This is a genomic window from Bacillus sp. M6-12 (assembly GCF_002860285.1).
Taxonomy (GTDB): domain Bacteria; phylum Bacillota; class Bacilli; order Bacillales; family DSM-1321; genus Peribacillus.
In genome coordinates, this window is sequence record NZ_PGVF01000006.1 from 234,666 (window position 1) to 259,097 (window position 24,432).

General features: G+C 43.4%; 21 protein-coding genes. 18 read left to right on the plus strand and 3 right to left on the minus strand.

The window, feature by feature from the left end; genetic code table 11:
• The first annotated feature begins 144 nt into the window (after nucleotides 1-144).
• Entirely contained in the window at nucleotides 145-702 is a 558-nt protein-coding gene (hpf, locus tag CVD28_RS09420; protein ID WP_101592118.1) for a ribosome hibernation-promoting factor, HPF/YfiA family, read from the plus strand.
• Between the two features lie 142 nt (nucleotides 703-844).
• Here the strand turns inward: hpf and CVD28_RS29075 are convergent, their stop codons facing one another.
• Nucleotides 845-1,858, minus strand: a complete 1,014-nt coding sequence (locus CVD28_RS29075) for an HD-GYP domain-containing protein (RefSeq protein WP_308315072.1) — start codon at nucleotides 1,856-1,858, stop codon at nucleotides 845-847.
• A 365-nt stretch (nucleotides 1,859-2,223) separates the two neighbouring features.
• On the opposite strand from CVD28_RS29075, the gene CVD28_RS09430 reads away from it, so the two are divergent.
• The 3 genes from CVD28_RS09430 to CVD28_RS09440 are packed head-to-tail and all read left to right on the plus strand — an operon-like array spanning nucleotide 2,224 to nucleotide 4,178.
• Entirely contained in the window at nucleotides 2,224-2,790 is a 567-nt protein-coding gene (locus CVD28_RS09430) for a chromate transporter (protein WP_101592330.1), read from the plus strand.
• Nucleotides 2,787-3,317, plus strand: a complete 531-nt coding sequence (locus CVD28_RS09435) for a chromate transporter (protein WP_101592119.1) — start codon at nucleotides 2,787-2,789, stop codon at nucleotides 3,315-3,317. The genes CVD28_RS09430 and CVD28_RS09435 overlap by 4 nt, the downstream gene beginning before the upstream one ends.
• A gap of 15 nt (nucleotides 3,318-3,332) precedes the next feature.
• Nucleotides 3,333-4,178 carry a DUF1028 domain-containing protein gene (locus tag CVD28_RS09440; protein WP_101592120.1) on the plus strand — a complete coding sequence of 282 codons (846 nt, stop codon included), beginning with the start codon at nucleotides 3,333-3,335 and terminating at the stop codon, nucleotides 4,176-4,178.
• Between the two features lie 33 nt (nucleotides 4,179-4,211).
• Here the strand turns inward: CVD28_RS09440 and CVD28_RS09445 are convergent, their stop codons facing one another.
• A complete protein-coding gene (locus tag CVD28_RS09445; RefSeq protein ID WP_101592121.1) occupies nucleotides 4,212-4,526 on the minus strand; it encodes a helix-turn-helix domain-containing protein in 315 nt (104 codons plus the stop codon).
• 233 nt (nucleotides 4,527-4,759) lie between these two features.
• On the opposite strand from CVD28_RS09445, the gene secA reads away from it, so the two are divergent.
• The 11 genes from secA (at nucleotide 4,760) to ltaE (ending at nucleotide 19,803) form a co-directional block, all read left to right on the plus strand.
• Nucleotides 4,760-7,273, plus strand: coding sequence for a preprotein translocase subunit SecA (gene secA / locus CVD28_RS09450; protein WP_101592122.1), 2,514 nt, complete (start codon nucleotides 4,760-4,762; stop codon nucleotides 7,271-7,273).
• A 402-nt stretch (nucleotides 7,274-7,675) separates the two neighbouring features.
• Nucleotides 7,676-8,777 (plus strand): peptide chain release factor 2 gene (prfB, locus tag CVD28_RS09455; protein WP_101592123.1). Its coding sequence is split into 2 segments (ribosomal slippage): nucleotides 7,676-7,747 and nucleotides 7,749-8,777, totalling 1,101 coding nucleotides; the frame shifts between segments, so codons are not numbered across the junction.
• 364 nt (nucleotides 8,778-9,141) lie between these two features.
• On the plus strand, nucleotides 9,142-10,443 hold the full coding sequence (locus CVD28_RS09460; RefSeq protein ID WP_101592124.1) for a transcriptional regulator: 1,302 nt from the start codon (nucleotides 9,142-9,144) through the stop codon (nucleotides 10,441-10,443).
• 36 nt (nucleotides 10,444-10,479) lie between these two features.
• Nucleotides 10,480-11,967, plus strand: coding sequence for a M81 family metallopeptidase (locus CVD28_RS09465; protein WP_101592125.1), 1,488 nt, complete (start codon nucleotides 10,480-10,482; stop codon nucleotides 11,965-11,967).
• Nucleotides 11,968-11,984: 17 nt separating this feature from the next.
• The gene (locus tag CVD28_RS09470) at nucleotides 11,985-13,595 is read left to right on the plus strand and encodes an N-acyl-D-amino-acid deacylase family protein (RefSeq protein WP_101592126.1); all 1,611 of its coding nucleotides are present in this window, start codon (nucleotides 11,985-11,987) and stop codon (nucleotides 13,593-13,595) included.
• Nucleotides 13,596-13,655: 60 nt separating this feature from the next.
• A complete protein-coding gene (locus CVD28_RS09475; protein WP_180954090.1) occupies nucleotides 13,656-14,879 on the plus strand; it encodes an MFS transporter in 1,224 nt (407 codons plus the stop codon).
• Nucleotides 14,880-14,997: 118 nt separating this feature from the next.
• Nucleotides 14,998-16,335: a D-serine ammonia-lyase gene (locus CVD28_RS09480; protein ID WP_101592128.1), complete on the plus strand. Its 1,338-nt coding sequence runs from the start codon at nucleotides 14,998-15,000 to the stop codon at nucleotides 16,333-16,335.
• A gap of 378 nt (nucleotides 16,336-16,713) precedes the next feature.
• Nucleotides 16,714-17,577, plus strand: a complete 864-nt coding sequence (locus CVD28_RS09485) for a YitT family protein (RefSeq protein ID WP_101592129.1) — start codon at nucleotides 16,714-16,716, stop codon at nucleotides 17,575-17,577.
• A gap of 51 nt (nucleotides 17,578-17,628) precedes the next feature.
• On the plus strand, nucleotides 17,629-17,982 hold the full coding sequence (gene cccB / locus CVD28_RS09490) for a cytochrome c551 (RefSeq protein ID WP_101592130.1): 354 nt from the start codon (nucleotides 17,629-17,631) through the stop codon (nucleotides 17,980-17,982).
• A gap of 202 nt (nucleotides 17,983-18,184) precedes the next feature.
• Nucleotides 18,185-18,769: a DNA-3-methyladenine glycosylase I gene (locus CVD28_RS09495; RefSeq protein WP_101592131.1), complete on the plus strand. Its 585-nt coding sequence runs from the start codon at nucleotides 18,185-18,187 to the stop codon at nucleotides 18,767-18,769.
• Nucleotides 18,769-19,803, plus strand: coding sequence for a low-specificity L-threonine aldolase (ltaE, locus tag CVD28_RS09500; RefSeq protein ID WP_101592331.1), 1,035 nt, complete (start codon nucleotides 18,769-18,771; stop codon nucleotides 19,801-19,803). The genes CVD28_RS09495 and ltaE overlap by 1 nt, the downstream gene beginning before the upstream one ends.
• Nucleotides 19,804-20,002: 199 nt before the next feature.
• Here the strand turns inward: ltaE and CVD28_RS09505 are convergent, their stop codons facing one another.
• Nucleotides 20,003-20,785 (minus strand): GNAT family N-acetyltransferase, encoded by a 783-nt coding sequence (locus tag CVD28_RS09505; RefSeq protein WP_101592132.1) that lies wholly within the window; start codon nucleotides 20,783-20,785, stop codon nucleotides 20,003-20,005.
• A gap of 457 nt (nucleotides 20,786-21,242) precedes the next feature.
• On the opposite strand from CVD28_RS09505, the gene ftsE reads away from it, so the two are divergent.
• From ftsE to CVD28_RS09520, 3 genes are all read left to right on the plus strand, one after another.
• Nucleotides 21,243-21,929, plus strand: a complete 687-nt coding sequence (ftsE, locus tag CVD28_RS09510) for a cell division ATP-binding protein FtsE (protein ID WP_101592133.1) — start codon at nucleotides 21,243-21,245, stop codon at nucleotides 21,927-21,929.
• Nucleotides 21,919-22,812, plus strand: a complete 894-nt coding sequence (ftsX, locus tag CVD28_RS09515) for a permease-like cell division protein FtsX (RefSeq protein ID WP_101592134.1) — start codon at nucleotides 21,919-21,921, stop codon at nucleotides 22,810-22,812. The genes ftsE and ftsX overlap by 11 nt, the downstream gene beginning before the upstream one ends.
• Nucleotides 22,813-22,931: 119 nt before the next feature.
• Nucleotides 22,932-24,266, plus strand: coding sequence for a murein hydrolase activator EnvC family protein (locus CVD28_RS09520; RefSeq protein ID WP_101592135.1), 1,335 nt, complete (start codon nucleotides 22,932-22,934; stop codon nucleotides 24,264-24,266).
• The last annotated feature ends 166 nt before the right edge of the window (nucleotides 24,267-24,432 follow it).

A 24,432-nucleotide genomic window follows, 5' to 3' on the forward strand; every position in this document is an offset into this window, starting at 1 on the left:
GACTCTTGTTTGTTAAACCAAATCTATCAAGTCCCTGCATAATCTCCACAATTTCGACAAATTTTTCCCCACGTTTATGAAGGAATTATAAAGGGAATGATAGAATATTATTAACATAGTCTTATTTAAAGGAGGACCCATTTTATGAATTACAACATTCGTGGTGAGAATATTGAGGTAACTCCAGCTCTTCGTGAATATGTGGAGAAGAAGATTGGAAAATTGGACAGATATTTTGCTAATACGCCAGATGCAAATGTACATGTTAATTTGAAGGTGTACAGCGATAAGACGTCCAAGGTGGAAGTGACTATCCCGATGTCTAATCTGGTTCTTCGTGCTGAAGAGAGAAAAGAAGATATGTATGCAGGGATTGATACCATTACTGATAAATTAGAGCGTCAAATTCGTAAGCATAAGACAAAGGTTAACCGTAAGTTCCGCTCAAATGGCAGCACATCAGATATGTTCGTAGCTGTTGCGGAGCCGGAAGCACCGCCGGTTGAAGAGGATGAAATGGAAGATTTAGAAGTTGTCCGTAATAAGCGCTTTGATTTAAAGCCTATGGACAGCGAAGAGGCCATCCTGCAAATGAACATGCTAGGCCATAATTTCTTTGTCTACACAAACGCTGATACCAATAGTACCAATGTCGTTTACCGCCGGAAAGACGGGCGTTACGGTTTAATCGAACCAAACTGAGCGGCACTCTTCAGTAAAACAGCTTAACAAATAGGCTAGCAGCAAAATAAACCCGCCACCTAGGTAGCGGGTTTTTACATTTATAGTGATTTAACTATTGTAATATTAATCTCTTTCCTTAAATCAAGCTCGTAAGGTGAACTTAATTCCAGTTTGGGTCTTTAATGACCCTTAGTACTGGACGAAGGGGCAAGTCTGAATGAATTTTAGCAACACCAGCTTCATATCCTGTATTCAAGATAACTCTTGAGGAAACTGGAAAAATCGCAATATATGCTAAAAAGTCCTTAATAATGGAGTAATCAAATAATATATTACCTGCAGCAGAAAGAAATTCAGCGGCTTCCTGTGCTGAATGACGTTTACGGTAATTCCTTGAGGACGTCAGAGCATCGTAAACATCTGCAATGGCAACAATCCGTGCATATTCATGAATGTTTCCGCCTTTAAGCTGTCTTGGATAGCCGCTGCCATCATATCGTTCGTGATGCTGCAGCGCACAGTGGGCCGAGAGCAATGAGATGTTCCGCTGCTTCCATAAGAGCTCAAATCCCAATACAGTATGGCTGTGCATTAAATTCCGTTCTTCTTCGGTAATGAAACCCTTTTTTTCCCATAGCCCGCTCGATACCTGGGTCATTCCAATATCGAATAGCAGTGCACCAACTCCCAAGTCGAGAAGCTGTTCAGAATTGTATCCTCTGGATATTCCTATGACTCCGGCCAGAGTAGCAACATTTACTGAATGATGGAAAAAGTAACCCTGTGCAATGACAAGGTCAGACAGGTTAACCATTATGTTATCATTGGCTAGCAAATGGTCCAATATTTCTTTAAAAACCTGTTGGTATTTCCCGAGATCCTGTGAGGAAGAAGTTTGAAGCAATGCTTTCTTGTCAAGGAGGGATGTCATCGTTTCATATACCTTCTGAACGGCTTGCTGCCGAACTGTTGGGCTAATCAGCGGTCTTGGTCTGATGCCATGGGTGATGCTGCTTTCGATATAGATATACTCGACACCTTTCTTTCGTAAGGAGGAAATATAGGGCCCGGTCAGTCTTGTGCCTCTAGCAAGCAATACTTTTCCTGTAGGTCCATATATGTGCAAGCCTAATGTATCCCCGATGTCCGCTTCTGATATATGGATTCTCTTCATCAAAAAACACCTCTAATAAAGTTTGGGTAATTTTGTAAAATACAGGAAATTAGACCACATATTTACTATTATTATAGTAATAAAGTCACATTAACATGTTAATTATGTTATAATTTGCAATAATTTTTCTGGTAAAAATATATTGTCATTTTAAATCATAAAGCGTAAAAACGTATCGCCTTATCTCGTTCTTTATTAATCTCTGAATTTATAGTAAATTAATTTAAAATATTACTATGAACGTTCTTATTCAAATGGGTAACATATTTTTCGTATAGATCTCTTTTTTGCCTATATACGTCTGGAAGGAAACCTGTTCATTTATGCAGAATAATGGATAAATCATGAAAATCGAAGGTGAGAAAATGAAGCAGGCAAATATTTTCATGGCCTTTTTTAGGGTAGGGGTCCTCGGTTACGGCGGAGGACCTTCCTCCATTCCGCTTGTCCATAAGGAAGCTGTGGAAAAGTATAAATGGATGGATTCTGATGAGTTTGGAGACACTTTAGCTCTTGCGAATGCTTTGCCTGGACCAATTGCAACGAAAATGGCTGGCTATATCGGGTATAAGGTTGGCGGAATCCTTGGGATGATTAATGGGCTGATTGCGACGATGGTTCCTACAATCATTTTGATGATTCTATTATTAAAGTTCTTGAACTCCTATAAGGATCAAGCGTGGGTAAGTGGAATGTCTGCAGCCGTGGTGCCGGTTGTTGCGGTTATGCTTGCTACTATGACCTGGGATTTCATTAAAAAATCAACAGGCTCCCAGCTAGGATGGGGCTGGACAATTTTGTTTGTGGCTGCCAGCTTGCTGCTGATGGAATTTATACATATCCATCCTGCTGTTATTATCTTTGCGCTTTTATTGGCCGCTCTTTTGAAAAAAAGTTCTTTATTACATGAGAAGGGGAAGGGCAGCTCATGATCTATTTTAAAATTTTCTGGGCATTCTTTCTGCCGGGTATCCTTGGCTATGGCGGCGGCCCATCATCGATTCCGTTAATCGAAAATGAAGTGGTGGACCGTTATGGCTGGCTGACTGTGCATGAGTTCAGTGAGGTGCTGGCGCTTGGGAATGCGCTTCCTGGACCGATTGCGACGAAAATGGCTGGATACATAGGATATGAACAGGCTGGCATCCTTGGAGCACTGGTCGCAGTTTTTGCCACTGTGGCTCCCTCGTTAATCCTGATGGTTGCTTTGATGAGCCTGCTGATGAAACATAAGGAGTCGCCGCGGGTAAAGCGGATGACAACATATGTTAGACCGGTGATTGCCGTTTTGCTTGGAATAATGACTTATGATTTTTTATTTTCATCATATAAAGGGATCGGCTGGCTTCAAACGTCTGTAATTGGGTTGATCAGCTTTGTTCTAATGGAAAAGGTGAAGGTGCATCCGGCATATGTGATAGCTGGAGCGCTGGTGTATGGCGGGATATTTTTAGGGTAAAGAGGAGCGGGAAAAATGACATTTTCAATAGTAGGATATGATCCAGCTGAAAAAGAATGGGGCATTGCTGTTCAGTCGAAGTTTCTTGGAGTAGGTGCTGTTGTTCCGTGGGCTAAAGCGGGTGCTGGAGCAGTGGCCACACAGTCATATGCAAATACGGCATACGGCCCAAAGGCGCTTGAGCTGATGGAGCAGGGCAAAAGTGCACAGGAAGCACTTGAAATCATCATCAAAGATGACCCGGATAAGGAAATGAGACAGGTAGGGCTTGTTGATGCCAATGGGAAGTCTGCAACATTTACAGGAAAAGAATGTTACTCTTGGGCTGGCGGGGTAGCCGGGGAGTATTTTGCCGCACAGGGGAATATTCTAGTTGATGAAAATACTGTCAAGAAGATGGCTGAGACATTCCTAGTGACAAAAGGAACGCTTGCCGAAAGATTGCTTGCTGCGCTTCTTGCCGGTCAGGCAGCGGGCGGTGACAGCAGGGGCCAGCAATCGGCAGCATTGACCGTCGTGAAAGAAAGAGGCGGATATGGCGGGTTCAACGACCGTTATATTGATTTGCGCGTAGAGGATCATCCGGAACCGATTAAGGAGCTCCAGCGTATTTTTAACCTGCAGCAGCTTTATTTCTCGCCTTCAAAGCCAGAGAACATAGCCAGGATTGAAGGCGATGTCCGGGAAACAGTAGTTGAGGCATTAACCCGATTAAAATATCTTGAAGACTCGGCGGCGGATGACAGGGGATTGGCCAAGGCTTTGACTGCCTATATCCATACTGAAAATTTTGAAGAGCGGGAACAGAAAGACGGATATATCGACCTTGAGGTCCTTGAATTTATGAAAAATCAAAGATAAGAGGGAAGCTGCCGAGAAAATCGGTGGCTTTTTTTAGATCTTTTCTTTCCTGTGACTGGCAATAAGTTCGCGGAACTGATCTTTTGTCACACCGGAATCTATAGCTTCATGAATCAGCCTAAGCCACTCCTCATCCATGCTTTCATTGTCTCTTTTATCTTGCAGAAGCATTTCAACAGGGATTTCGAGGACATGGGATATTTTTTCAAGGATTTGAATGGAAGGATTCTGCTGGAGGTTTCTTTCCAGGGAGCTTAAATAGGATTTGACAATACCTGCTTGATTTGCGAGCTGGCTAATGGATATGTTCTTTTCCAGCCTTTGTTTTTTAATCCGGTCGCCAATCATGGAATAACACATCCTCATAAATGACCTTTTGTTAATTTTATTCGGCGGTAAGGAGTTGTAAACACAGTTTTCGTTTTTAAAGACCCATGGTTATGCGAAGTTGTACCGATACCATATAAGTGGTAAAATTAATATTGTGTATTTTATAACGACTATGACTCTCTATGGCTTTTTTTAGAGAGTAATTATAGATAGATTTAACATGATTCTTTTTAAAAAGAGGAGCGTTTGCAATGCTTAATATTTTAAATAAAGTGTTTGACCAGAATAAACGTGAGCTTAAGCGACTGCAGAGGCTTGCTGACCAGGTAGAAGCATTGGCGCCGCAAATGGAGGGGCTTTCAGATGAAGGCCTTCGCGAGAAAACAGACGAGTTCAAGAAAAGGTATCAAGGCGGAGAGTCTCTTGACAGCATGCTGCCTGAAGCGTTCGCTGTTGTACGTGAAGCCGCGAAACGTTCACTTGGCATGTTCCCGTTTTATGTACAGCTAATGGGGGGGATTTCCCTTCATGACGGCAACATTTCCGAGATGAAAACCGGGGAAGGTAAAACGCTGACATCGACTATGCCGGTTTATTTAAACGCGATTACTGGTAAAGGCGTCCATGTTATTACTGTCAATGAGTACTTGGCGAGCCGTGACGCAGAAGAAATGGGCAAGCTGTTTGAATTTCTTGGCCTGACTGTTGGTTTAAACCTGAATGGTTTAACAAAAGAGGAAAAACAAGAAGCCTATAATGCGGATATCACATATGGTACCAACAATGAATTTGGTTTCGATTATTTGCGTGACAATATGGTTCTTTATAAGGAACAAATGGTTCAGCGCCCGCTGCATTATGCCGTTATTGATGAAGTTGACTCCATTTTGATTGATGAGGCGCGTACACCGCTGATTATTTCCGGTTCCGCCCAAAAATCAACTCAGCTTTATATCCAGGCAAATGCGTTTGTCCGTACGCTGAGAAAAGAAGAAGACTATACGTATGATGAAAAAACTAAGGGTGTTCAGCTGACTGAAGAAGGCATCAATAAAACAGAGCGGGCTTTTGGTATTGATAACCTGTTCGATATTACTCATGTGGTATTGAATCACCATATTAATCAAGCACTGAAGGCACATGTTACGATGCATCTTGATGTGGATTATGTTGTCCAGGATGGCGAAATCGTAATCGTTGACCAATTTACCGGCCGTTTGATGAAAGGGCGCCGCTACAGCGATGGCCTTCACCAGGCGATCGAGGCAAAAGAGGGCGTTGAAATTCAGAATGAAAGCATGACGCTTGCAACGATTACGTTCCAAAATTACTTTCGGATGTATGAAAAGCTTTCCGGGATGACCGGTACGGCGAAAACGGAAGAAGAAGAATTCCGCAACATTTATAATATGAACGTTATTGCAATTCCAACCAATCGGGAAATTGCCCGTGATGATAGAGCAGACTTAATCTATGCAAGCATGAATGGGAAATTCCTGGCTGTTGTAGAAGATATCGCAGAGAGACATGCAAAAGGACAGCCTATTCTTGTAGGTACTGTTGCGATTGAAACATCTGAATTGATTTCACAGCTGCTAACAAAAAAAGGAGTCCGCCACAATGTGCTGAATGCAAAGCAGCATGCAAGCGAGGCTGAAATTATCGCTGATGCCGGTAAACAGGGCGCTGTAACGATTGCGACCAACATGGCTGGACGTGGTACCGATATTAAGCTTGGAGAAGGCGTGAAAGAGCTAGGCGGTTTAGCTGTTATCGGAACAGAGCGCCATGAAAGCCGACGGATTGATAATCAGCTGCGCGGACGTTCCGGACGTCAGGGAGATCCAGGGGTAACCCAGTTCTATCTTTCTATGGAAGATGAATTAATGCGCCGTTTTGGCTCAGATAATATGAAGAATATGATGACTCGACTGGGCATGGACGATTCCCAGCCGATTCAGAGCAAAATTGTTACAAGAGCTGTGGAATCTGCGCAAAAACGGGTTGAAGGCAATAACTTTGATGCCCGTAAACAGCTGCTTCAATATGATGATGTATTGCGCCAGCAGCGTGAAATTATTTATAAACAGCGTTTTGAAGTTTTGGATAGTGAAAACCTTCGTGACATCGTTGAAAGAATGTTAGCTTCCACAATTGAACGAAATGTAGCTGCGTTTGCTCCTTCTCATGAGGATAGAGATAGTTGGAACCTTAATGGACTTGTGGATTTCATTAATGGCAATCTGCTTCATGAAGGCGATATTACCGAAGCAGACCTTTCCGGTAAAGATGCTGAGGAAATGTCTGAACTGATTCTTGCAAAAGTGAAGGCTCGCTATGATGAAAAGGAAGAGCAGCTTTCAGCTGAACAAATGCGTGAATTTGAAAAGGTAATTGTGCTTCGCGCTGTTGACAGCAAGTGGATGGACCATATTGATGCGATGGATCAGCTCCGTCAGGGTATCCACCTTCGTGCATATGGCCAGATAGATCCGCTTCGTGAATATCAGCAGGAAGGCTTTGCAATGTTTGAAGATATGATTTTGAGCATTGAAGAAGAAGTTGCGAAGTATATCATGAAAGCGGAAATCCTCAATAACCTGGAGCGCCAGGAAGTTGCGCAGGGCCAAGCTGTTAATCCAAAGGAAGATGGAGAAACAGTGAAGAAAAAGCCTGCCCGCAAAAAAGAAACAGCCGGGCGAAATGCTCCATGCCCATGCGGAAGCGGCAAGAAATATAAAAACTGCCACGGTGCATTAGAATAGAAAAGCAGCTGGACGATGTCAGCCGGGAGGGTAATTTGCCGGCAAAATCCAAAATGGCGAGATGCTGAATACTGATGCAAAACCTGCATTGTTACGGCTATAATTCCGTGAGTTAATTGGAGGAAAGCAGATTCGGGACTGCGGATTCAGACATCTGTCCGGGTTTCGGATTTATTCGACCAAAATTGATGATAATTCGTCCAGAATCTACGATAATTCATCCGGATTCCTGATTAATTCGTCCAAACCGGCCATTTATTTATCCGATTCAAAAATTGGCAGGTTCCGCTGGCAATTTTTACTTTTGAATGAGTATCATGGAAAAGAGGTCCGGCTGTGTGTGCCGCCTCTTTTCCTGTTTAGCAAGACTTAGCTGTGAAATAAAGTATGAGGTGAAGATAGATGGAATTAGCAGAAATCAGAAATGAGCTTGAGAAAACCGCTAAAACGTTAGCGAATTTTAGGGGGTCTCTTTGACTTAGAAGAGAAGGAAGCCCGAATTGCGGAATTTGATGAGATTATGACAGAGCCTGATTTTTGGAATGACCAGCAAAAGGCGCAGACGATTATCAATGAAGCCAATGCAATAAAGGATCAAGTGAACCAGTTTAAAGAGATGAATGATTCTTTTGAGGATCTGGAGGTTTCCTATGAGCTTGTTAAAGAGGAAGCGGACCCGGAACTGCAGGCTGAACTGGAAGAGGAGCTGGCGAGCCTGACGAAGAAGCTTGCTGATTTTGAGCTTCAAATGCTGTTAAGCGGTGAATACGACAGCAATAATGCGATTCTTGAATTGCATCCAGGTGCAGGCGGAACTGAATCCCAGGACTGGGGATCGATGCTGCTGCGCATGTATACTAGATGGGGCGAGAAAAAAGGCTTCAAGGTCGAAACGCTTGATTACCTTCCCGGCGACGAGGCTGGAATTAAAAGCGTAACCCTGCTTTTTAAGGGTCATAATGCTTATGGTTACTTGAAGGCTGAAAAAGGGGTACACCGGCTTGTCCGTATTTCGCCGTTTGACTCCTCGGGCCGCCGCCATACTTCCTTTGTGTCATGTGAAGTGATGCCTGAATTTAATGATGATATCGAAGTGGAAATCAGGACTGAGGATTTAAAAATTGATACGTACCGGGCAAGCGGAGCCGGCGGGCAGCATATCAATACGACCGATTCAGCGGTTCGGATTACCCACTTACCTACAGGTGTTGTAGTAACGTGCCAATCCGAACGTTCGCAAATTAAGAACCGCGCCCAGGCGATGACAATGCTGAAGGCGAAGCTTTATCAGCGTGAAATTGACGAGCAGCAGGCCCAGCTTGATGAAATCCGCGGGGAGCAGAAGGAGATCGGATGGGGAAGCCAGATCCGTTCTTATGTTTTCCATCCATACTCCATGGTCAAAGATCACAGGACCGGAACAGAATCGGGAAATGTGCAGGCCGTGATGGACGGGGAAATCGATCAGTTTATTGATGCGTATTTGCGGTCAAGGCTGCAGTAATTCTATAACAATGTTAAACAGACGACGGGATTATCCTGTCGTCTTTTTTTTGTTCTAAAGAAAATAATAAAAGGTAAGTGTTGTTGATCACTGACGTAGAGGGGCTATTTCTAGCTCCAGCGCCCAGCCCCTCGAGGTCATAAGCCAATCGCTTCGGAAGGCAAAAAGCGCCTTCTGTCAGCGCTTGTCTTATGCTTGTCGGGGCTACCCGGGCACTTCCGCTTTTTTTTGTTGCAGATTCATAACAGCTTATTTAAGGTCCATTTACAGACATTTACTTTTAATGCATCTAAAGTTAATATAGTGTTTAACTTAACAGAGAATTCAGTTTATAAAAATAATTCAAAATAAGGTGGTGGTATAAATGGAGATAAGGGTGGCTGTGATCGGCCCGGAGGATTTGATCAACCAAGTCTTCTCGCTCGGAAAATCCTATCCTGAAATTGTTATGATACCTGTTTCTTACAGTCATGAACAGGAAACATTGGAAGTAGTTCAGCCGATTCTTGATGCTGTTGATGTTTTGTTTTTTACCGGAATTATTCCCTACCAAATTACAAAAACCAGCCTAATGACGGACAAGCCAATGGTTTTTATTCCGCCTACAGGAACCGGTTTATATAGGACGCTTTTTAAAATTATTACAGAAACCACTTACAACCCTCTTCATGCACCATTAAAGATGAGTGTCGATACGATTGATAAGGCTGAAGTGGAGGAATGCCTTGAGGAACTTGAAATTATTCCGGAAAAGGTATTTCTCAATGTTGACCAGCAGGCCGATGCATTGGTGAATTTCCACCTGAAAATGTGGGAGGAAAACTCCACGCATGTAGCGATTACTTGTGTAAAATCAGTCTATGAAAGGCTAAAGGACCTTGGAATACTGGTGTATCGTGTCATACCAACCAAATCAGCCATCCGGATTTGTCTGCAAAATGTGCTGCTGGAAGGTAAGGCCTTGCTTCAAAGAAACACCCAGATTGCGATTGGGATCCTTCATTTCCACAATTTATTTGCAGCTGGCCAGCTTTCGGAATATGGCATTCAGCGGAGAAAGGCGGCACTGCAAAATCTGCTGATTGATTTCAGTGAGGAAGCTCAGGCGATTTTTGACTGGTCAGAGCGTGATGAGGTGAGATTTATTACGACTCGCGGAACTATGGAAAGGATGACTCAGAACTACAAGAAAGTACCGCTCATTAATGAAATTACAATGAAAGTAGAAATTGAGACATCGCTTGGAATTGGTTTTGGGCAGACCGCTAATGAAGCTGAACACAATGCGCATACCGCTTTAATAAAAGCGCAATCCAATAAACCGAGCTGCTTCATCGTTGATCTGGATGGAACTGTTGTCGGTCCTGTCGGTCAGAATCAGCAGCTGCAGTATTCATTGCGCAGCGACGACCCAATCCGGATGCAGCTTGTAAAAACCTCCGGGCTTAGTGTGGCGACCATTAATAAGCTGCTGTCCTTTTGTGAGAGCTTCGGGACGAAAAGTATTACGGCTCTTGATCTTGCTAATGGGCTTGGCGTGACGATCAGAAGCGCCAGGCGGATATTGGCCATACTCGAACGAAGTAATTTGGCAGTGATCGTGGGAGAAGAGCAGCCGATCCACAGGGGCAGGCCGAGGCAGCTGTATGAAATACAGCTTGCATAAAACAGCAATGTGAAAATTTTATAAAGGAGTGGGAAGATGAGAATTGCAATTGGGCAGTTAGGCCACGAAACGAATACTTTTTCTATTGTAAAAACAACGGTTGATTCCTTCAGGCTGTGGGAATGGGAGCGCGGTGCTGATGTTCTTAAGAAGCATGAAGGTGTGAAGGACTTTTTAGGGGGCATGATTGACCGGGGGAGAGAGCTTGAAATTGAAATTGCGCCAACCTTTTCTGCCTGGGCAAACCCATCTGGCCTTATTACAAGTGAAACGTATGAGGCTGGAAAACAGGAACTGCTTTCAGCCATTACGGAAGCGGGACCGGTTGATGCTATTTGTCTATTCCTCCATGGGGCAGGTGTTGCTGAAGGTGTGGATGATCTTGAGGGAGACCTCCTGACCGGTTTAAGGAAGCAGGTTGGTTATGAAATCCCGGTAGTAGTAGTTCTGGATTTACATGGCAACATTACAGAAACAATGGTCAGGGAGGCAGATGTGCTTCTAGGCAATATCGAGTACCCGCACACCGATTCATACGATAGAGGAATGGAAGCCATCACTTTGGCTGCAGACATCGCTAAAGGCACACTCCAGCCTGAGATGACTATCACAAAACTGCCTTTACTTATTCCTACAACTACTTCTTATCATTCTCCAGTAAAAGAGCTTAATGCATTGTGCCAGGAATGGGAGCAGCATCCTGATGTAATTGATTGTACGCTTTTCCATGGATTTCCTTATGCTGATATACCCGATGCCGGTGTATCGATTATAACCACAACCAATAACAACAAAGATTTAGCCCGCAAAGTTTCTCAGGAAGTCGCCCAGAAAGTTTGGGAAGAAAGAGAGAAGTTCTTTCCGCCATTGCCGTCAGCTAGTGAAGGCATTGCCCTTGCTTCAGCAAGACAGGAATTTCCTATTGTGATAAATGAGGCCTCGGATAACCCTGGAGCAGGAACGCCGGGGGATGGTACATATCTGCTTCGGGAAATGATTAAGGCCAATATAGAAAATAGCTGCTTTGGTTTTATTTATGATCCTGAAGTAGTGGAAATCGCCCATAAAGCTGGTGTCGGGGCTCAAATTGATATAGAGCTGGGAGGTAAAACCGATAGCCTCCACGGTGAACCGATTAAGATTTCCGCTTATGTTAAGTGTTTGACAGATGGGCAGTTTATCCAGTCATCGCCTATGTGGCAAGGAAGTAAGGTGAATCTGGGGAAAAGCACAAGGATTCAGGCTGGGAATGTAGATATCATCGTTTGCTCTGTAGTATCTCAAACATTCGATGAGCAGGTCTTTCTTCTCCACGGGATTGATGTTCATAAAAGCAGAATTGTTGCTTTAAAGTCATCACATCATTTCCGCGCAGCGTTCACGCCGATTGCTAAAGAAATTATTACGGTTGATTCGCCCGGGTTAGGGTCAGCGAATCTATCATTATTCCAGCATAAAAAAGTAGCACGGCCTATTTATCCGTTTGACTCAGTTTCATTGCAGCCATTGGTTCCGCAAGCTTAATAGAGGGAGTGGTTTATATGTTTGATGTAATCATTAAAAATGGACAGGTTTTTGACGGCAGCGGCAATCCGTGGACAAAGCTGGATATTGGGATTAAGGATGAAAAAATCGCTAGTCTTGGAGACTTGAGCCAGGAACAGGCAGACCAAATTATCGATGCGTCAGGAATGGCAGTATCACCGGGATTTATTGATACACATGTTCACTCAGATTTAATCTGTACGATTCCTGACCTCCATAAAATTAAGGTGCTCCAAGGAGTGACCACCGAATTATTCGGACAGGATGGCATATCTGTTGCACCAGTTTCAGAAGAAACGAAACCCTTATGGAAAAAACAGTTAAGCGGTCTTAATGGCGGTATTGATGAATGGCCATGGAACAGCGTTGAGGAATATCTGGCCTTTCTCGAAGAATCAAGGATGATTGGCAATGCTGCCTATCTAGTGCCGCATGGAGCTGTTAGAACTCTTGTTATGGGTTTTGACGGCAGGCAGGCAACCCCAGCTGAAATGGATGAAATGAGGGAGCTGGTGGAAGAAGGCATGCGCCAGGGAGCAATTGGAGTATCTTCAGGCCTGGTTTATCCTCCAAACGTTTTCTCCGATAAACAGGAGTTAATTGAAATTTGCAAAGGAGCCGCAAAGTATGGCGGAAGCTTCGTTGTCCATATCCGCAATGAAAGCATCCATTCAATCGCAGCCCTTGATGAAGTAATTGATGTGGCGAGGCAATCAGGTGTGAGGCTGCATATCTCCCATTTTAAAGTGATTGGCATAAGCAATCGAGATAAGTTTAAGACCGCACTTGAAAGAATGGAAGCTGCGAGACAGGAAGGAATTGAAGTTACATTTGACCAATATCCGTATTCCGCAGCGTCAACTGTCTTTCATGCAATCCTGCCACCTTGGATGCATTCCGGCGGCACAGAAGAATTGCTTGCGAGACTGAAAAATCCTGAGGATAGAAGCAGGATCTGCAGTGATTTTAAAAATAATACTGAATATGAGAATTGGGTGCTGAATTGCGGCTGGGAAAATATCGTAGTCACCTCCGTCCAGACACAGGCAAATAAAGCTCTTGAGGGAAAGAGTGTCATAGAAATTGCGGAAATAAGAAAGCAAACACCCGAGGATGCCGCCTTTGATTTACTGATCGAAGAAGGCGGAAGTGTTACGATGGCTATCCATTGGGGGCTGGATGAAGATGTGCTGCTAGGCATGCGCCACCCGCTGCAAATGGTTGGCTCCGATGGCATTTTTGGGGGGAAACCTCATCCGCGCCTTACCGGAACTTTTCCGAGAGTGCTAGGTAAATATGTCAGGGAGGAGGGCGCACTGACACTTGAACAGGCGATCCGGCAAATGACCGGTGCACCGGCACAGTTTATGAGACTAGCAAACCGTGGCCTAATAAAAGAAGGCTACCAGGCGGATATTGTCGTATTCGATCCGGAGACTGTTGCGGAACGGGGATCATTTGAAAATCCAATGGTAAAGCCGGACGGTATTTTGGAGGTTCTCGTAAATGGCAAACTAGCTGTCCATAAAGGAGAGTACACAGGAGAAAGAGCGGGCCAGGTATTAAGAGCAAGCCGACAATCTCAAATAAGCGTTGCCAATCTCTAACTCAATTGATCGCAGGTGTTATGACGGTTTCGAAAAAAGAAGATATAGAGGAGGAGTATGATGGGAACTTTCGCTGGGTCTCAAAACAAGCATTTTATTCTGGGTCTATTATTCGTAGGGTATCTGGTTGATTATCTTGACCGGATGGTAATGAGTGTTGCTGTTGTGTATATCAAAGATGAATTCAGTCTAGACCCTGCAGCGGTCGGAGCAATTCTTAGCGCCTTCTTTATCTCATATGCGGTTATGCAAATTCCCGGGGGCTGGATGACAGATAAGTTTGGCTCAAGAAAGGTTTTGATATGGTCGATTATCATTTGGTCCGTGTTTACGGTATTGACGGGATTCGCCTGGTCACTCGTTTCCTTATTGGTTATCCGCTTCCTGTTTGGAGTTGGCCAGGGGGGGTATCCTTCAGCATCTCAAAAGGGGATTGCAGACTACTACCCTCGTGATGAAAGGCCAAAGGCTTCGGCTTTTCTGATGTCCTCCAACTATTTTGGAATGGCGCTTGCCCCGCTGGCAGCGGCTCCGATGATTTTATGGATGGGCTGGAGAAATATGTTTGTCGTTATCGGTATGCTTGGGGTTATCCTGACTGTAGCCTTCTGGGTTTATTTTAAGCCGAAAAGTGAAATGTCACCAAATGCAGAGGCAAAGAATAAAGTGCCGGTAAAAGAGCTTTTGGCGAACGCTGAACTTTGGAAAATAACTGTTATGTGGTTCGCCGCGGGTATCGTAAACTGGGGATTGGCTTCGTGGATTCCTTCCTATTTAATGGAAGCAAGGGGAATGGATATTATGGCAATGGGCTTCTATGCTGCCCTGCCAGGTATCTCTACGGGTATCGCTATGCTGTTTAGCGGCTGGCTATTAGACAAGTTCTTTGTAAATCGTGAAAAATACTATGCTGCATTTGGGATGCTGATCTCGGGGATTTTCCTTTATCTTATGTTCACAACAAGCTCCGTTCCTTTAGCGATGCTGTATCTAAATATTTGCATGGTCTTTAAGAGCTTTGCTTTTACTGTAGCTTTCTCGCTGCCGCATAAGATGATGTCCAAGAAAATCATTGGCTCGGCTATGGGTATCATTAATATGGGGGCGCAGGGTGCAGGATTCCTTGCTCCTTTAGTAATGGGCTTCATGATCTCTTTCACAGGGTCTTACAACGCTGCATTTTATTTCCTGATCGCATGTACCGTGGTGTCCATCATTGCCGCTCTTTCTATTAAAAAACGGGACAACACCGTTCAGGCGAAAAAGATTGAAATCATTGCCTAATAAAGGAGTTTGCGGGATATATCAAGAATACATTTGAAAAAGAGAGAGGAATGCTCTGTGCGGAAACTATCCGTCAGGGCAGCCTCTTTCTTTATGTATTTGGGAAAGAGGTGCAGGGATGACAATAAAGAGTTTTCAGGAAAAAACAATAGAACAATGGAAGAAGGAGTATCCTGTATTAAAAGCAGTGGCTGATGCAAATGAAGTGTTTTGGGCAAATCCTGATTACGGGGAAAATGTGGGAGCAAGCCCATTGAAGGCCGAAAATATTGCTGATGCGGCTGAACGGCTTCAGCGTTTTGCACCGTATATTGCAAAGGTTTTTCCCGAAACAGCTGAAACAAACGGAATCATTGAATCGCCCCTGATTTCAATACCAAACATGCAGAACCATTTAGAGAATAAATATGAAGTGAAAATAGAGGGCAGCATGCTGCTGAAATGTGACAGTCACCTTCCGATTTCCGGCTCGATAAAGGCAAGAGGAGGAATATACGAGGTGCTGAAGCATGCAGAGGGACTGGCTGTTCAGGCTGGAATGTTATCTTATAGCGATGACTATACCATTCTTGATAGTGAAAAGTTTAAATCGTTTTTCTCGGAATATTCCATTGCCGTTGGCTCGACTGGGAATTTAGGCTTGAGTATTGGCATCATGAGTGCCCAGCTTGGATTCAAAGTTTCGGTCCATATGTCTGCTGATGCAAAGAAGTGGAAAAAGGATTTGCTCTGTGAAAAAGGGGTCATGGTGATTGAGTATCAGTCTGATTACAGTAAGGCAGTTGAAGAGGGCCGGCGTCAGGCAGGAGAAGATCCTAATTGCCATTTTATTGATGACGAAAAAAGCTGTGATCTTTTTTTAGGCTACGCGGTGGCAGCATCACGATTGAAAAAGCAGCTGGATAAACAGGGCATTGCCGTTGATAAGGACCATCCGTTGTTTGTCTATCTTCCATGCGGCGTTGGCGGCGGGCCAGGGGGGATAACTTTTGGACTTAAAGAGGAATTTGGGGAGTATGTTCATTGTTTTTTTGCTGAACCGACCCATTCACCATGCTTTTTGATTGGGCAGGCAACGGGCTTGCACGATCAGATTTCGGTCCAGGATTTTGGGCTGGATAACCGCACAGATGCTGATGGACTTGCAGTCGGGCGGGCTTCAGGTTTCGTCGGTAAAACGATAGGGCATATGCTCAGTGGGTGTTATACAGTAGAAGACGGGCGGCTTTATTCACTATTGCGGGAGGCGGCGGATACAGAAAATATTTTTCTTGAACCTTCAGCTGTTGCCGGGTTCTATGGTCCGGTCCAATTATGTGGCCAGCCTGCAGGACAAGAGTACCTGCAAAAACAAAATCTGCAGCAGAGTGTGAAAAATGGCACTCATATCATTTGGGCAACAGGCGGCAGTATGGTTCCTAAGGATATAATGGAAGAGTATTATCAAAAAGGGTAGGCTAACACGAAAAAAATGCTTAAATATCCAAACATAATAGTAAAACGCAAGGCATTTCACAAAGAAATTTGCCTTGCGTTTTTTTATTTTGAAAATTACTTAGGTATGCGCTAATAGCCCTGCTGAACGCGGGTGGTTATTTAATAGAGCCCAATCTTTTTAGTTATTTCATCAAAAACAAAAACAAATAATCGCAGGTACGCAGCTCCCAGGATTGAATGTATTCGGCAGGAAAGTGTGTGTAATAACGCTTTACTGCTTTATCTTGATGGCGTTTACAGCATGGCCCCCTGATGCTATACTACTTTCGGCAAATCTGGATAAAAAATTATGCTATGAATAAGATGATAGATAGTAAGAATTAATGGAGGTTAAGAGATGAAAAAGAGGTACCGGCAGCCTAAGCATCCATTTTTGGAAAAGGTAACGGAATATGGGGCTGTGCTGATTGGATCGGCTATTGTGGCTATAGCGTTTAACGTGTTCCTGCTTCCGAACCGGATTGCTTCCGGCGGGGTAAGCGGAATCAGTACGATTTTGGATGCGTTATTTAACCTCGAGCCAGCATATGTTCAATGGGCTTTTAACATCCCGTTGTTTATTATGGGTTTAATATTACTGGGAATGCAGTTTGGGGCCAAGACGCTTGCGGGAACAGTATTTCTTCCGTTTGTAGTATTTTTAACAAATGAGTGGGACGCCTGGACACTAGACCCTCTGCTGGGGGCGATTTGCGGCGGTCTCGGTGTAGGGCTTGGACTGGGCATCGTGTTTAGAGGAAAGGCTTCGACAGGAGGAACAGACCTGGCCGCTCAGGTAATCCACAAGTATACAAACCTGCCGCTCGGAACGTGTGTTATGCTAATTGACGGACTAATCGTCTTAAGTGCGGCCGTCGTCTTTGATATAGAACGCGGACTGTATGCTTTAATTGGTCTTTATGTAACAAGCAAAACTATTGATCTGGTGCAGGTCGGTTTTGGGCGCTCGAAAATGGCGATGATTATCACGAATGATGTGCTGGAAGTAAAACAGGCTATTTTAACTGAAATTGATCGTGGAGTAACAAGACTATCCGGTCATGGGGGCTATACCGATGACGAAAGACCTATTTTAATGTGTGTTGTGGATCAAACCGAATTCACAAAGTTGAAACAAGTAGTCAAAAGTATTGATCCAAAAGCATTTGTTGTCGTTATGGATGCCTCGGAGGTTCTTGGTGAGGGTTTTAAACGGGCTTAACAATGGTATAATGTAGATGTGTATGTAAATTTTGTGTAGGGGGAAATCAAAGTGAAAAAGAAGCTACTAGCTTTATTAATGGGAACTTCACTTGTACTTGCAGCTTGCGGCGGCGATGACAGCGCAGATAAAGAGCCTGCAGAAGACAAGGGATCTGAAACTACAACTGAAACTTCAGATGCTGGGGATGGCAATGAAGCGAAAATCTTTGAAAACAAATGTGCCAGCTGCCACGGTATGAACCTGGAAGGCGGAGTGGGGCCGAAGTTAGCAGATGCCGGAAGCCGTCTTTCTAAGGAAGACATCGAGAAAATCATTGCTGAAGGTAAAGGAGCAATGCCTCCTGGTTTGCTTGAAGGCGAAGAAGCTTCTTCTGTAGCTGCTTGGCTGGCTGCAAAGAAATAAATTATCATCAAAGCTAGCATTGATGATACGGGAAACCTTGTCTATGGACAAGGTTTTTTTCTTTTTCGGCGGCGAATATAACTGAAAATATCATGTATTCAACGGTTTTAAGGGAATATACATTTCGTTAAGGAAAAGGTCTTTTTTGTACCACTCTATTATGCTAGTCTGATAAAGAATAGAGAAAAAAGGGGGGCTTCCACTGGAACGGTGCGGATGGGTAAATCAGGATCCGCTATACATCACTTATCATGATAAGGAATGGGGAAGGCCGGTATATGAGGACAGGCTGCTCTTCGAATACTTGAATCTGGAAGGGGCACAGGCCGGACTCAGCTGGTATACGATCCTGAAAAAAAGAGAGAATTACCGAGAAGCTTTTGATCAGTTTGACCCGGAAAAAATACTGTCATATGATCAGAAGAAAATAGATGAATTGATACAAAATGCAGGAATTGTCAGGAATAAGCTTAAGATTAATGCAGTTATTTCCAATGCTCAGGCCTATTTCAAAGTAGCAGAGGAATTTGGAAGTTTTAGTACATATATATGGTCATTTGTTGATGGCAAACCAATTAATAACCAATTTCGAACGCTGGACGAAGTACCCGCCACTACACCCATTAGTGACAGGATGAGCAAGGATATGAAAAAACGCGGTTTTAAGTTTGTTGGTTCAACTATCTGTTATGCGTTTATGCAGGCAACAGGCATGGTTAATGATCATTTAGTTACTTGCTGCTGCTATAATAGCCAAACAGCGAAGAATGAGAGGGTTGTTTTATGATAGTTGATTTAAGAAGCGATACTGTAACAAAGCCGACGGAAGAAATGCGAAAAGCCATGTACACAGCTGAGGTCGGGGATGATGTATATGGTGAAGATCCGACTATTGGAAAGCTCGAGGAAGCGGCTGCTGATCTTCTTGGAAAAGAAGCAGCATTGTTTGTTACAAGTGGAACTCAGGGAAATCAAATTGCCGTTCTGACACACTGCCGTCCGGGCAATGAAATTCTGCTGGAGGCTGACTCCCACATTTTTTATTACGAATCAGGGGCAGTATCCGCTTTTGCAGGTGTGCAGACAAGAACCATTGCGGGGTACCGCGGGGCTATGGATCCAGCTTTAGTTGAAGCAGCAATTCGCCCTGAAGACCAGCACTATCCTGAAACCGGCTTGATTTGCCTGGAGAATACCCATAACCGGGCTGGCGGTGCAGTAATCCCGGTTTCAAATATGAAAGAGATTTATAGTGTGGCCAATCGCTATAATGTTCCGGTCCATGTTGACGGTGCCAGGCTTTTTAACTCTGCGGCTGCATTAAATATTCCAGTTTCAGAATTTACTCAATATGCGGATACTGTGCAAATTTGTTTATCAAAGGGACTGGGAGCGCCAATTGGTTCACTGCTGGCTGGAAGCAGGCAATTTATCCAGTCGGCCCGAAAATGGCGGAAGAGGCTCGGCGGCGGTATGAGGCAGGCGGGAGTTATTGCTGCACCAGGTCTTATTGCATTAACAAAAATGAAAGACAGACTTTGGGAAGATCATGAAAATGCGAGAATTCTCGAAGCAGGAATAAATGAAATTAAAGGCTTGAAGGTTATAAACAAAGTAGAAACAAATATCGTTGTGGTGGATGTTTCCGGCTTACATATTAACTCCGAACAATTTGTGGCCAGCCTGATTGCAGAAGGTATTTTGTCTGGAACCTTCGGACCAAGCTCTGTCAGGTTTGTTACCCATTTTGATGTAACCCGTTCCCAGATTGAAGATGCCATTGGGGCGATTGCACGAGCGGCTGATAGTGTAACTGTATAAAGTTAACCTTAATTACAGTTGGCAGCAAGAGGGAAACAGCTTGCTGCCAGTTATTTTTACAGGACAAGGAATGCTACGACAGCGATAAATCGCACGAAACAAAGCGTTAGCTTTGTGAGGATTTGCTGAGGTCGACGTTTGGCACAGGACGTGCCAGAAATTAGTCGACGTTCCTTTTTAGGGCGCGCTTTCGCTTTTCTTATCTGTACATCGTCCACATTCCAATGTCCTCAAAGCCCAGCCGCTTATAAATTCTTCCTGCTGCGGGGTTGTCGTAAAACAGGCAAAGTGTCTTCCCTTCAGCGAGGACATCTCTTGCAAGTTTTTGTGTAACAGCGGTCGCCAGCCCCTTTTTTCGGTATTCTGCCCGGGAGCATACACCAACAATCATAGCTGAAATGGAATTTTCCGCTGTGGTTGAAGCGGTTGCAATCATTCTGCCGTTTTCTTCTATGTAATAATTTCTGCCAGTGTTGGTTTCCATTGCTTTTAAGATCATATCACGGGCATCAGCCCGGGGAGGAAATTCTGCGATTGTTTCGCGAATGGCAACAATTCTGTCGATATCACTAATATCTGCTTTTTTGACATCTAATTTATCAGTCCCTAGATTCTGGGCTGTCCGGCACTCTGCAAAATACGTTACCTGTTTTTTGCCAAGTTTTAGTCCTTCTAGCTTTTCAAACCTCTCTACTATTTCTTTTTTTCCTGACAAGGCAGCGGTGTCTCCATATGAGCGGATGATATCAGCGAAGCCTTCTGCATCAAAGTCTCCTTTTGCATACGGAATAAAAGAGTTATAGAATTTTAAAAGCACTGCGGTAATCTCATCTTCTTCACTGAATTGAGCCCAAAGCTCCTGAAAGTCGGATTCATAGCCAAACGCTTCAATATCTCCAATGATAAAAAGATTAATAGAAGGTTCCTCGCTAAGAAAAGCCATAACCATTTCATTGTCTTCTTTACTAAGTTTCCGAATCATACCATGACACCCTTTCACCAAACATTTAGAATATACTAAGCGAAAATGCCAAATATTTCAATATAATTATTCCGCCTGAATTCCTTTGTATAGGAAAGTAGTTCGACAATGTGTCCTATTTTATGTAAAAATATCACTCTCTTTTTAGTTTGACTTATTATATAATAGATTCAACCACGTTAATTACTTCATTCCCCTTTCAAAATTTTTGGAGTTATTGTAAAAAATCCCACTTTAGTCCCTTGAATGTTCAGAAAATTCCTTGGTAAATGAAATGAAACTGTAATATTATTTAACCGTTTTTGACAAATTTTGATGATATAATGGGTCTGTGATGAAAACAGGGCTATCCTGTTATTTTTTCGCGCTTTTTGTCAAAAAACAGCTTATGTACAAGCTCTTAACTCGGTTAAAAGAAGGATGTACTTTATTAAAATGCTGATTTAGGTGGTTATATATGATTGAAATGTCTGATGTGTCCAAAACATACCCGAATGGGGTAGTGGCGGTTAGTAATATAAGCGTTCAAATTAAGCAGGGCGAATTTGTGTACGTAGTCGGGCCCAGTGGTGCAGGGAAATCTACTTTCATAAAAATGATGTACAGGGAAGAGAAACCTACTAAAGGAAATCTCCTTGTAAATGGCATCAGCATCCCGAAGCTTCGCAATTCAAAGGTGCCGATTTTTCGAAGAAATATAGGCGTAGTATTTCAGGATTTTAAACTCCTGCCAACCTTAACAGTCTTCGAAAATGTTGCATTTGCTATGGAAGTAATTGAAACGCATCCTAAGGAAATAAAGCGCAGGGTGATGGAAGTACTTGAACTTGTCGGACTCAAGCATAAAGCAAGGATGCTTCCTACTGAATTGTCGGGAGGAGAACAGCAGCGGGTTTCGATTGCCAGATCAATCGTAAATTCTCCCAAGGTTGTCATTGCAGATGAACCGACTGGAAACCTGGATCCGGAAACGTCCTGGGAGATTATGAATATTTTCGAAGAAATCCATCATCGCGGTACTACTGTTGTGATGGCTACTCATAATAAAGATATTGTTAATAATTTAAAGCATCGTGTAATTGCCATTGAAAATGGGAAAATTGTCCGCGATGAGCAGCGGGGTGATTACGGCTATGAATATTAGAACGATTGGCCGCCATTTTCGCGAAAGTGGAAAAAACCTGAGCCGGAATGGCTGGATGACTTTTGCATCAATAAGTGCGGTAACCGTTACGCTCTTACTGGTCGGAGTGTTCTTCGTTATTATGATGAACTTAAACAACTTTGCCAGCAATATCGAGAAGGATGTCGAAATAAGGGCACATCTTGATCCGGCAGCAACTCAGCAGGATCAAGAGCTGATAGAAACTCAAATTAAACAGATTTCCGGGGTAGATAGTGTTGTTTTTTCCCCGAAGGAAAAAGAACTTACCAATTTAATAAAAGACCTTGGTGAGGATGGACAGGCGTTCAGGCCATTTGAGCAGGACAATCCGCTTAACGATGTTTATATCGTCAAAACAAAGTCACCCAAGGACGTCATAAAAACAGCAAAAAAAATAGAGTCTTTCAATTATATTCAGCAAGTTAAATATGGCCAGGGATATGTAGAAAAGCTTTTTGATATAGTTGAAACATCCAGAAATATCGGAATAGTGCTGATTCTTGGCTTACTTTTTACAGCTATGTTTCTGATTTCCAATACTATTAAAATAACTATTATGGCAAGGCGGCATGAAATTGAGATTATGAGGCTGGTAGGGGCAACCAATTCCTTTATCCGCTGGCCGTTTTTCCTTGAAGGCCTTTGGCTCGGAGTACTGGGTTCTGTTATCCCGATCGTTTTAATTGGGGTATCCTACCGATACTTTTATAAATTAGCAGCTCCTAAAATAGATATTAAATTCGTTGAGCTGCTGCCGTTTACACCGTTTGTCTATCAAATATCAAGCATTATGCTTTTACTGGGAGCGCTAATTGGCGTTTGGGGAAGCCTAATGTCTGTCAGGAAATTCTTGAAGATATAAAAGATATAAAAGCCAGCGTGCTTTGCACCAATTCTTTTAATTTCGATTGCAGAAAAATATAGATTACTATCCATCGGTTATTTCGTCTGACGGGAAGAGAAAGAAAGGGGAAAAGGATTTTGAAAAGAAAAGTACTAGTTTTAAATGCAACAATAATGCTGGGGGTGGGAAGCTTATTCTCTGCTCCTGCAGCAAATGCAACAAACCTGCATGATATGGAGACAAAAAAACAGAACTTAGAGGAAAAACGCTCTACAGTTCAATCCGGCATTAATAAGGCGGATCAGACAATTGATCAGCTTCAGTCGCAGCAGGCAAAACTGGATGAACAAGTTAAGGCTCTTGATTTGGCTATCGGAGACACCAATCAAAAGATTCGTGAAAAGGAAGAGCAAATTGAGCAGACTAAAGATGATATCCAGGCACTTGAGAAAGAGATAATAGTGTTAAAAAAACGGATTGCAAAACGCAATGAATTGTTAAAGGAACGGGCGCGTTCTTTCCAGCAAAGCGGCGGAGATGTAAGCTATCTGGAAGTAATCCTTGGGTCTTCAAGCTTCAGCGACTTTGTCGACCGGGTCAATGCAGTGGCAACTATCGTTGAAGCCGACCAGGACATATTAGAGCAGCATGAAGCAGATATGAAGAGCCTTGAAGAAAAACAGGCATCTGTTGAAGAAAAGCTTAAGTCCCTTGAAAACATGCTTACTGAGCTTACCGAGATGAAAACTAAGCTGACTGGCCAGAAGCGCGAAAAGGATAAGCTTATGGCTCAGCTTAAATTGAAGGAAGAAGAAACAGAACATTTAAAGATGAGCTTGCAGGAAGAAGAAGAAATTCTTGCTGGCCAGCAGGCAGCAATCCAGAAAGCAATCGAACTTGAGAAAGACCGTCTGGAAGAATTGGAAGCTGCCAGAGAACGTGCGGCTCAAGAAGCTAAAGATAGAGCTGCCAGGGAAAAAAGAGCTGCCTCCCGCAAAAGCAATGCTGGGGGTTCATCCACTGGAGGAGGAACTTCGTCTTCAGAAGATAACAGCCCAGCACCAGCAGTTTCTTCCGGCAATTTCACCAGACCGTCAGCTGGTGCAATCACTTCCCGCATGGGATCGCGCTGGAATAAATTCCACGCTGGGATTGATATCGCACAGTCCGGGTCTGTACCAATCGTAGCTGCGGCAGATGGAGTAGTTATGCGTTCATACTATTCTTCAACATATGGAAACTGTGTAATGATATCCCATTCCATTGGCGGCCAGCTTTATACAACCGTGTATGCACACATGGAATCCAAGAGTGCCGCTACAGGCCAGGTAGTTGCAAAAGGCCAGCAAATCGGATACATGGGCAATACAGGCCGTTCATTTGGCCAGCACTTGCATTTTGAATTGCACAAAGGACCTTGGAACGTATCTAAATCCAATGCAGTTAACCCATTAAGCTATATCAATTTCTAGTTATAAATTTACTATTCTTATAACCTTTTCTTCTCTCTTTGAAACCTGTAAAAATGCGGCAGTCATATTCTGTACAAGCCATTCATATAGTGAAAGTAGACAAAAGACATCGCACAGATTGTGTGGTGTCTTTTTTAGAAGTTCTGAAGAAGTACAGATGTCTGGC

Excerpts from the sequence above, each read along its gene's own strand:
- hpf (WP_101592118.1), top strand. The coding sequence starts at position 145 with ATGAATTACAACATTCGTGGTGAGAATATTGAGGTAACTCCAGCTCTT.
- CVD28_RS29075 (WP_308315072.1), bottom strand. The coding sequence starts at position 1,858 with ATGAAGAGAATCCATATATCAGAAGCGGACATCGGGGATACATTAGGC.
- CVD28_RS09430 (WP_101592330.1), top strand. The coding sequence starts at position 2,224 with ATGAAGCAGGCAAATATTTTCATGGCCTTTTTTAGGGTAGGGGTCCTC.
- CVD28_RS09435 (WP_101592119.1), top strand. The coding sequence starts at position 2,787 with ATGATCTATTTTAAAATTTTCTGGGCATTCTTTCTGCCGGGTATCCTT.
- CVD28_RS09440 (WP_101592120.1), top strand. The coding sequence starts at position 3,333 with ATGACATTTTCAATAGTAGGATATGATCCAGCTGAAAAAGAATGGGGC.
- CVD28_RS09445 (WP_101592121.1), bottom strand. The coding sequence starts at position 4,526 with ATGATTGGCGACCGGATTAAAAAACAAAGGCTGGAAAAGAACATATCC.
- secA (WP_101592122.1), top strand. The coding sequence starts at position 4,760 with ATGCTTAATATTTTAAATAAAGTGTTTGACCAGAATAAACGTGAGCTT.
- CVD28_RS09460 (WP_101592124.1), top strand. The coding sequence starts at position 9,142 with ATGGAGATAAGGGTGGCTGTGATCGGCCCGGAGGATTTGATCAACCAA.
- CVD28_RS09465 (WP_101592125.1), top strand. The coding sequence starts at position 10,480 with ATGAGAATTGCAATTGGGCAGTTAGGCCACGAAACGAATACTTTTTCT.
- CVD28_RS09470 (WP_101592126.1), top strand. The coding sequence starts at position 11,985 with ATGTTTGATGTAATCATTAAAAATGGACAGGTTTTTGACGGCAGCGGC.
- CVD28_RS09475 (WP_180954090.1), top strand. The coding sequence starts at position 13,656 with ATGGGAACTTTCGCTGGGTCTCAAAACAAGCATTTTATTCTGGGTCTA.
- CVD28_RS09480 (WP_101592128.1), top strand. The coding sequence starts at position 14,998 with ATGACAATAAAGAGTTTTCAGGAAAAAACAATAGAACAATGGAAGAAG.
- CVD28_RS09485 (WP_101592129.1), top strand. The coding sequence starts at position 16,714 with ATGAAAAAGAGGTACCGGCAGCCTAAGCATCCATTTTTGGAAAAGGTA.
- CVD28_RS09505 (WP_101592132.1), bottom strand. The coding sequence starts at position 20,785 with ATGATTCGGAAACTTAGTAAAGAAGACAATGAAATGGTTATGGCTTTT.
- ftsE (WP_101592133.1), top strand. The coding sequence starts at position 21,243 with ATGATTGAAATGTCTGATGTGTCCAAAACATACCCGAATGGGGTAGTG.
- ftsX (WP_101592134.1), top strand. The coding sequence starts at position 21,919 with ATGAATATTAGAACGATTGGCCGCCATTTTCGCGAAAGTGGAAAAAAC.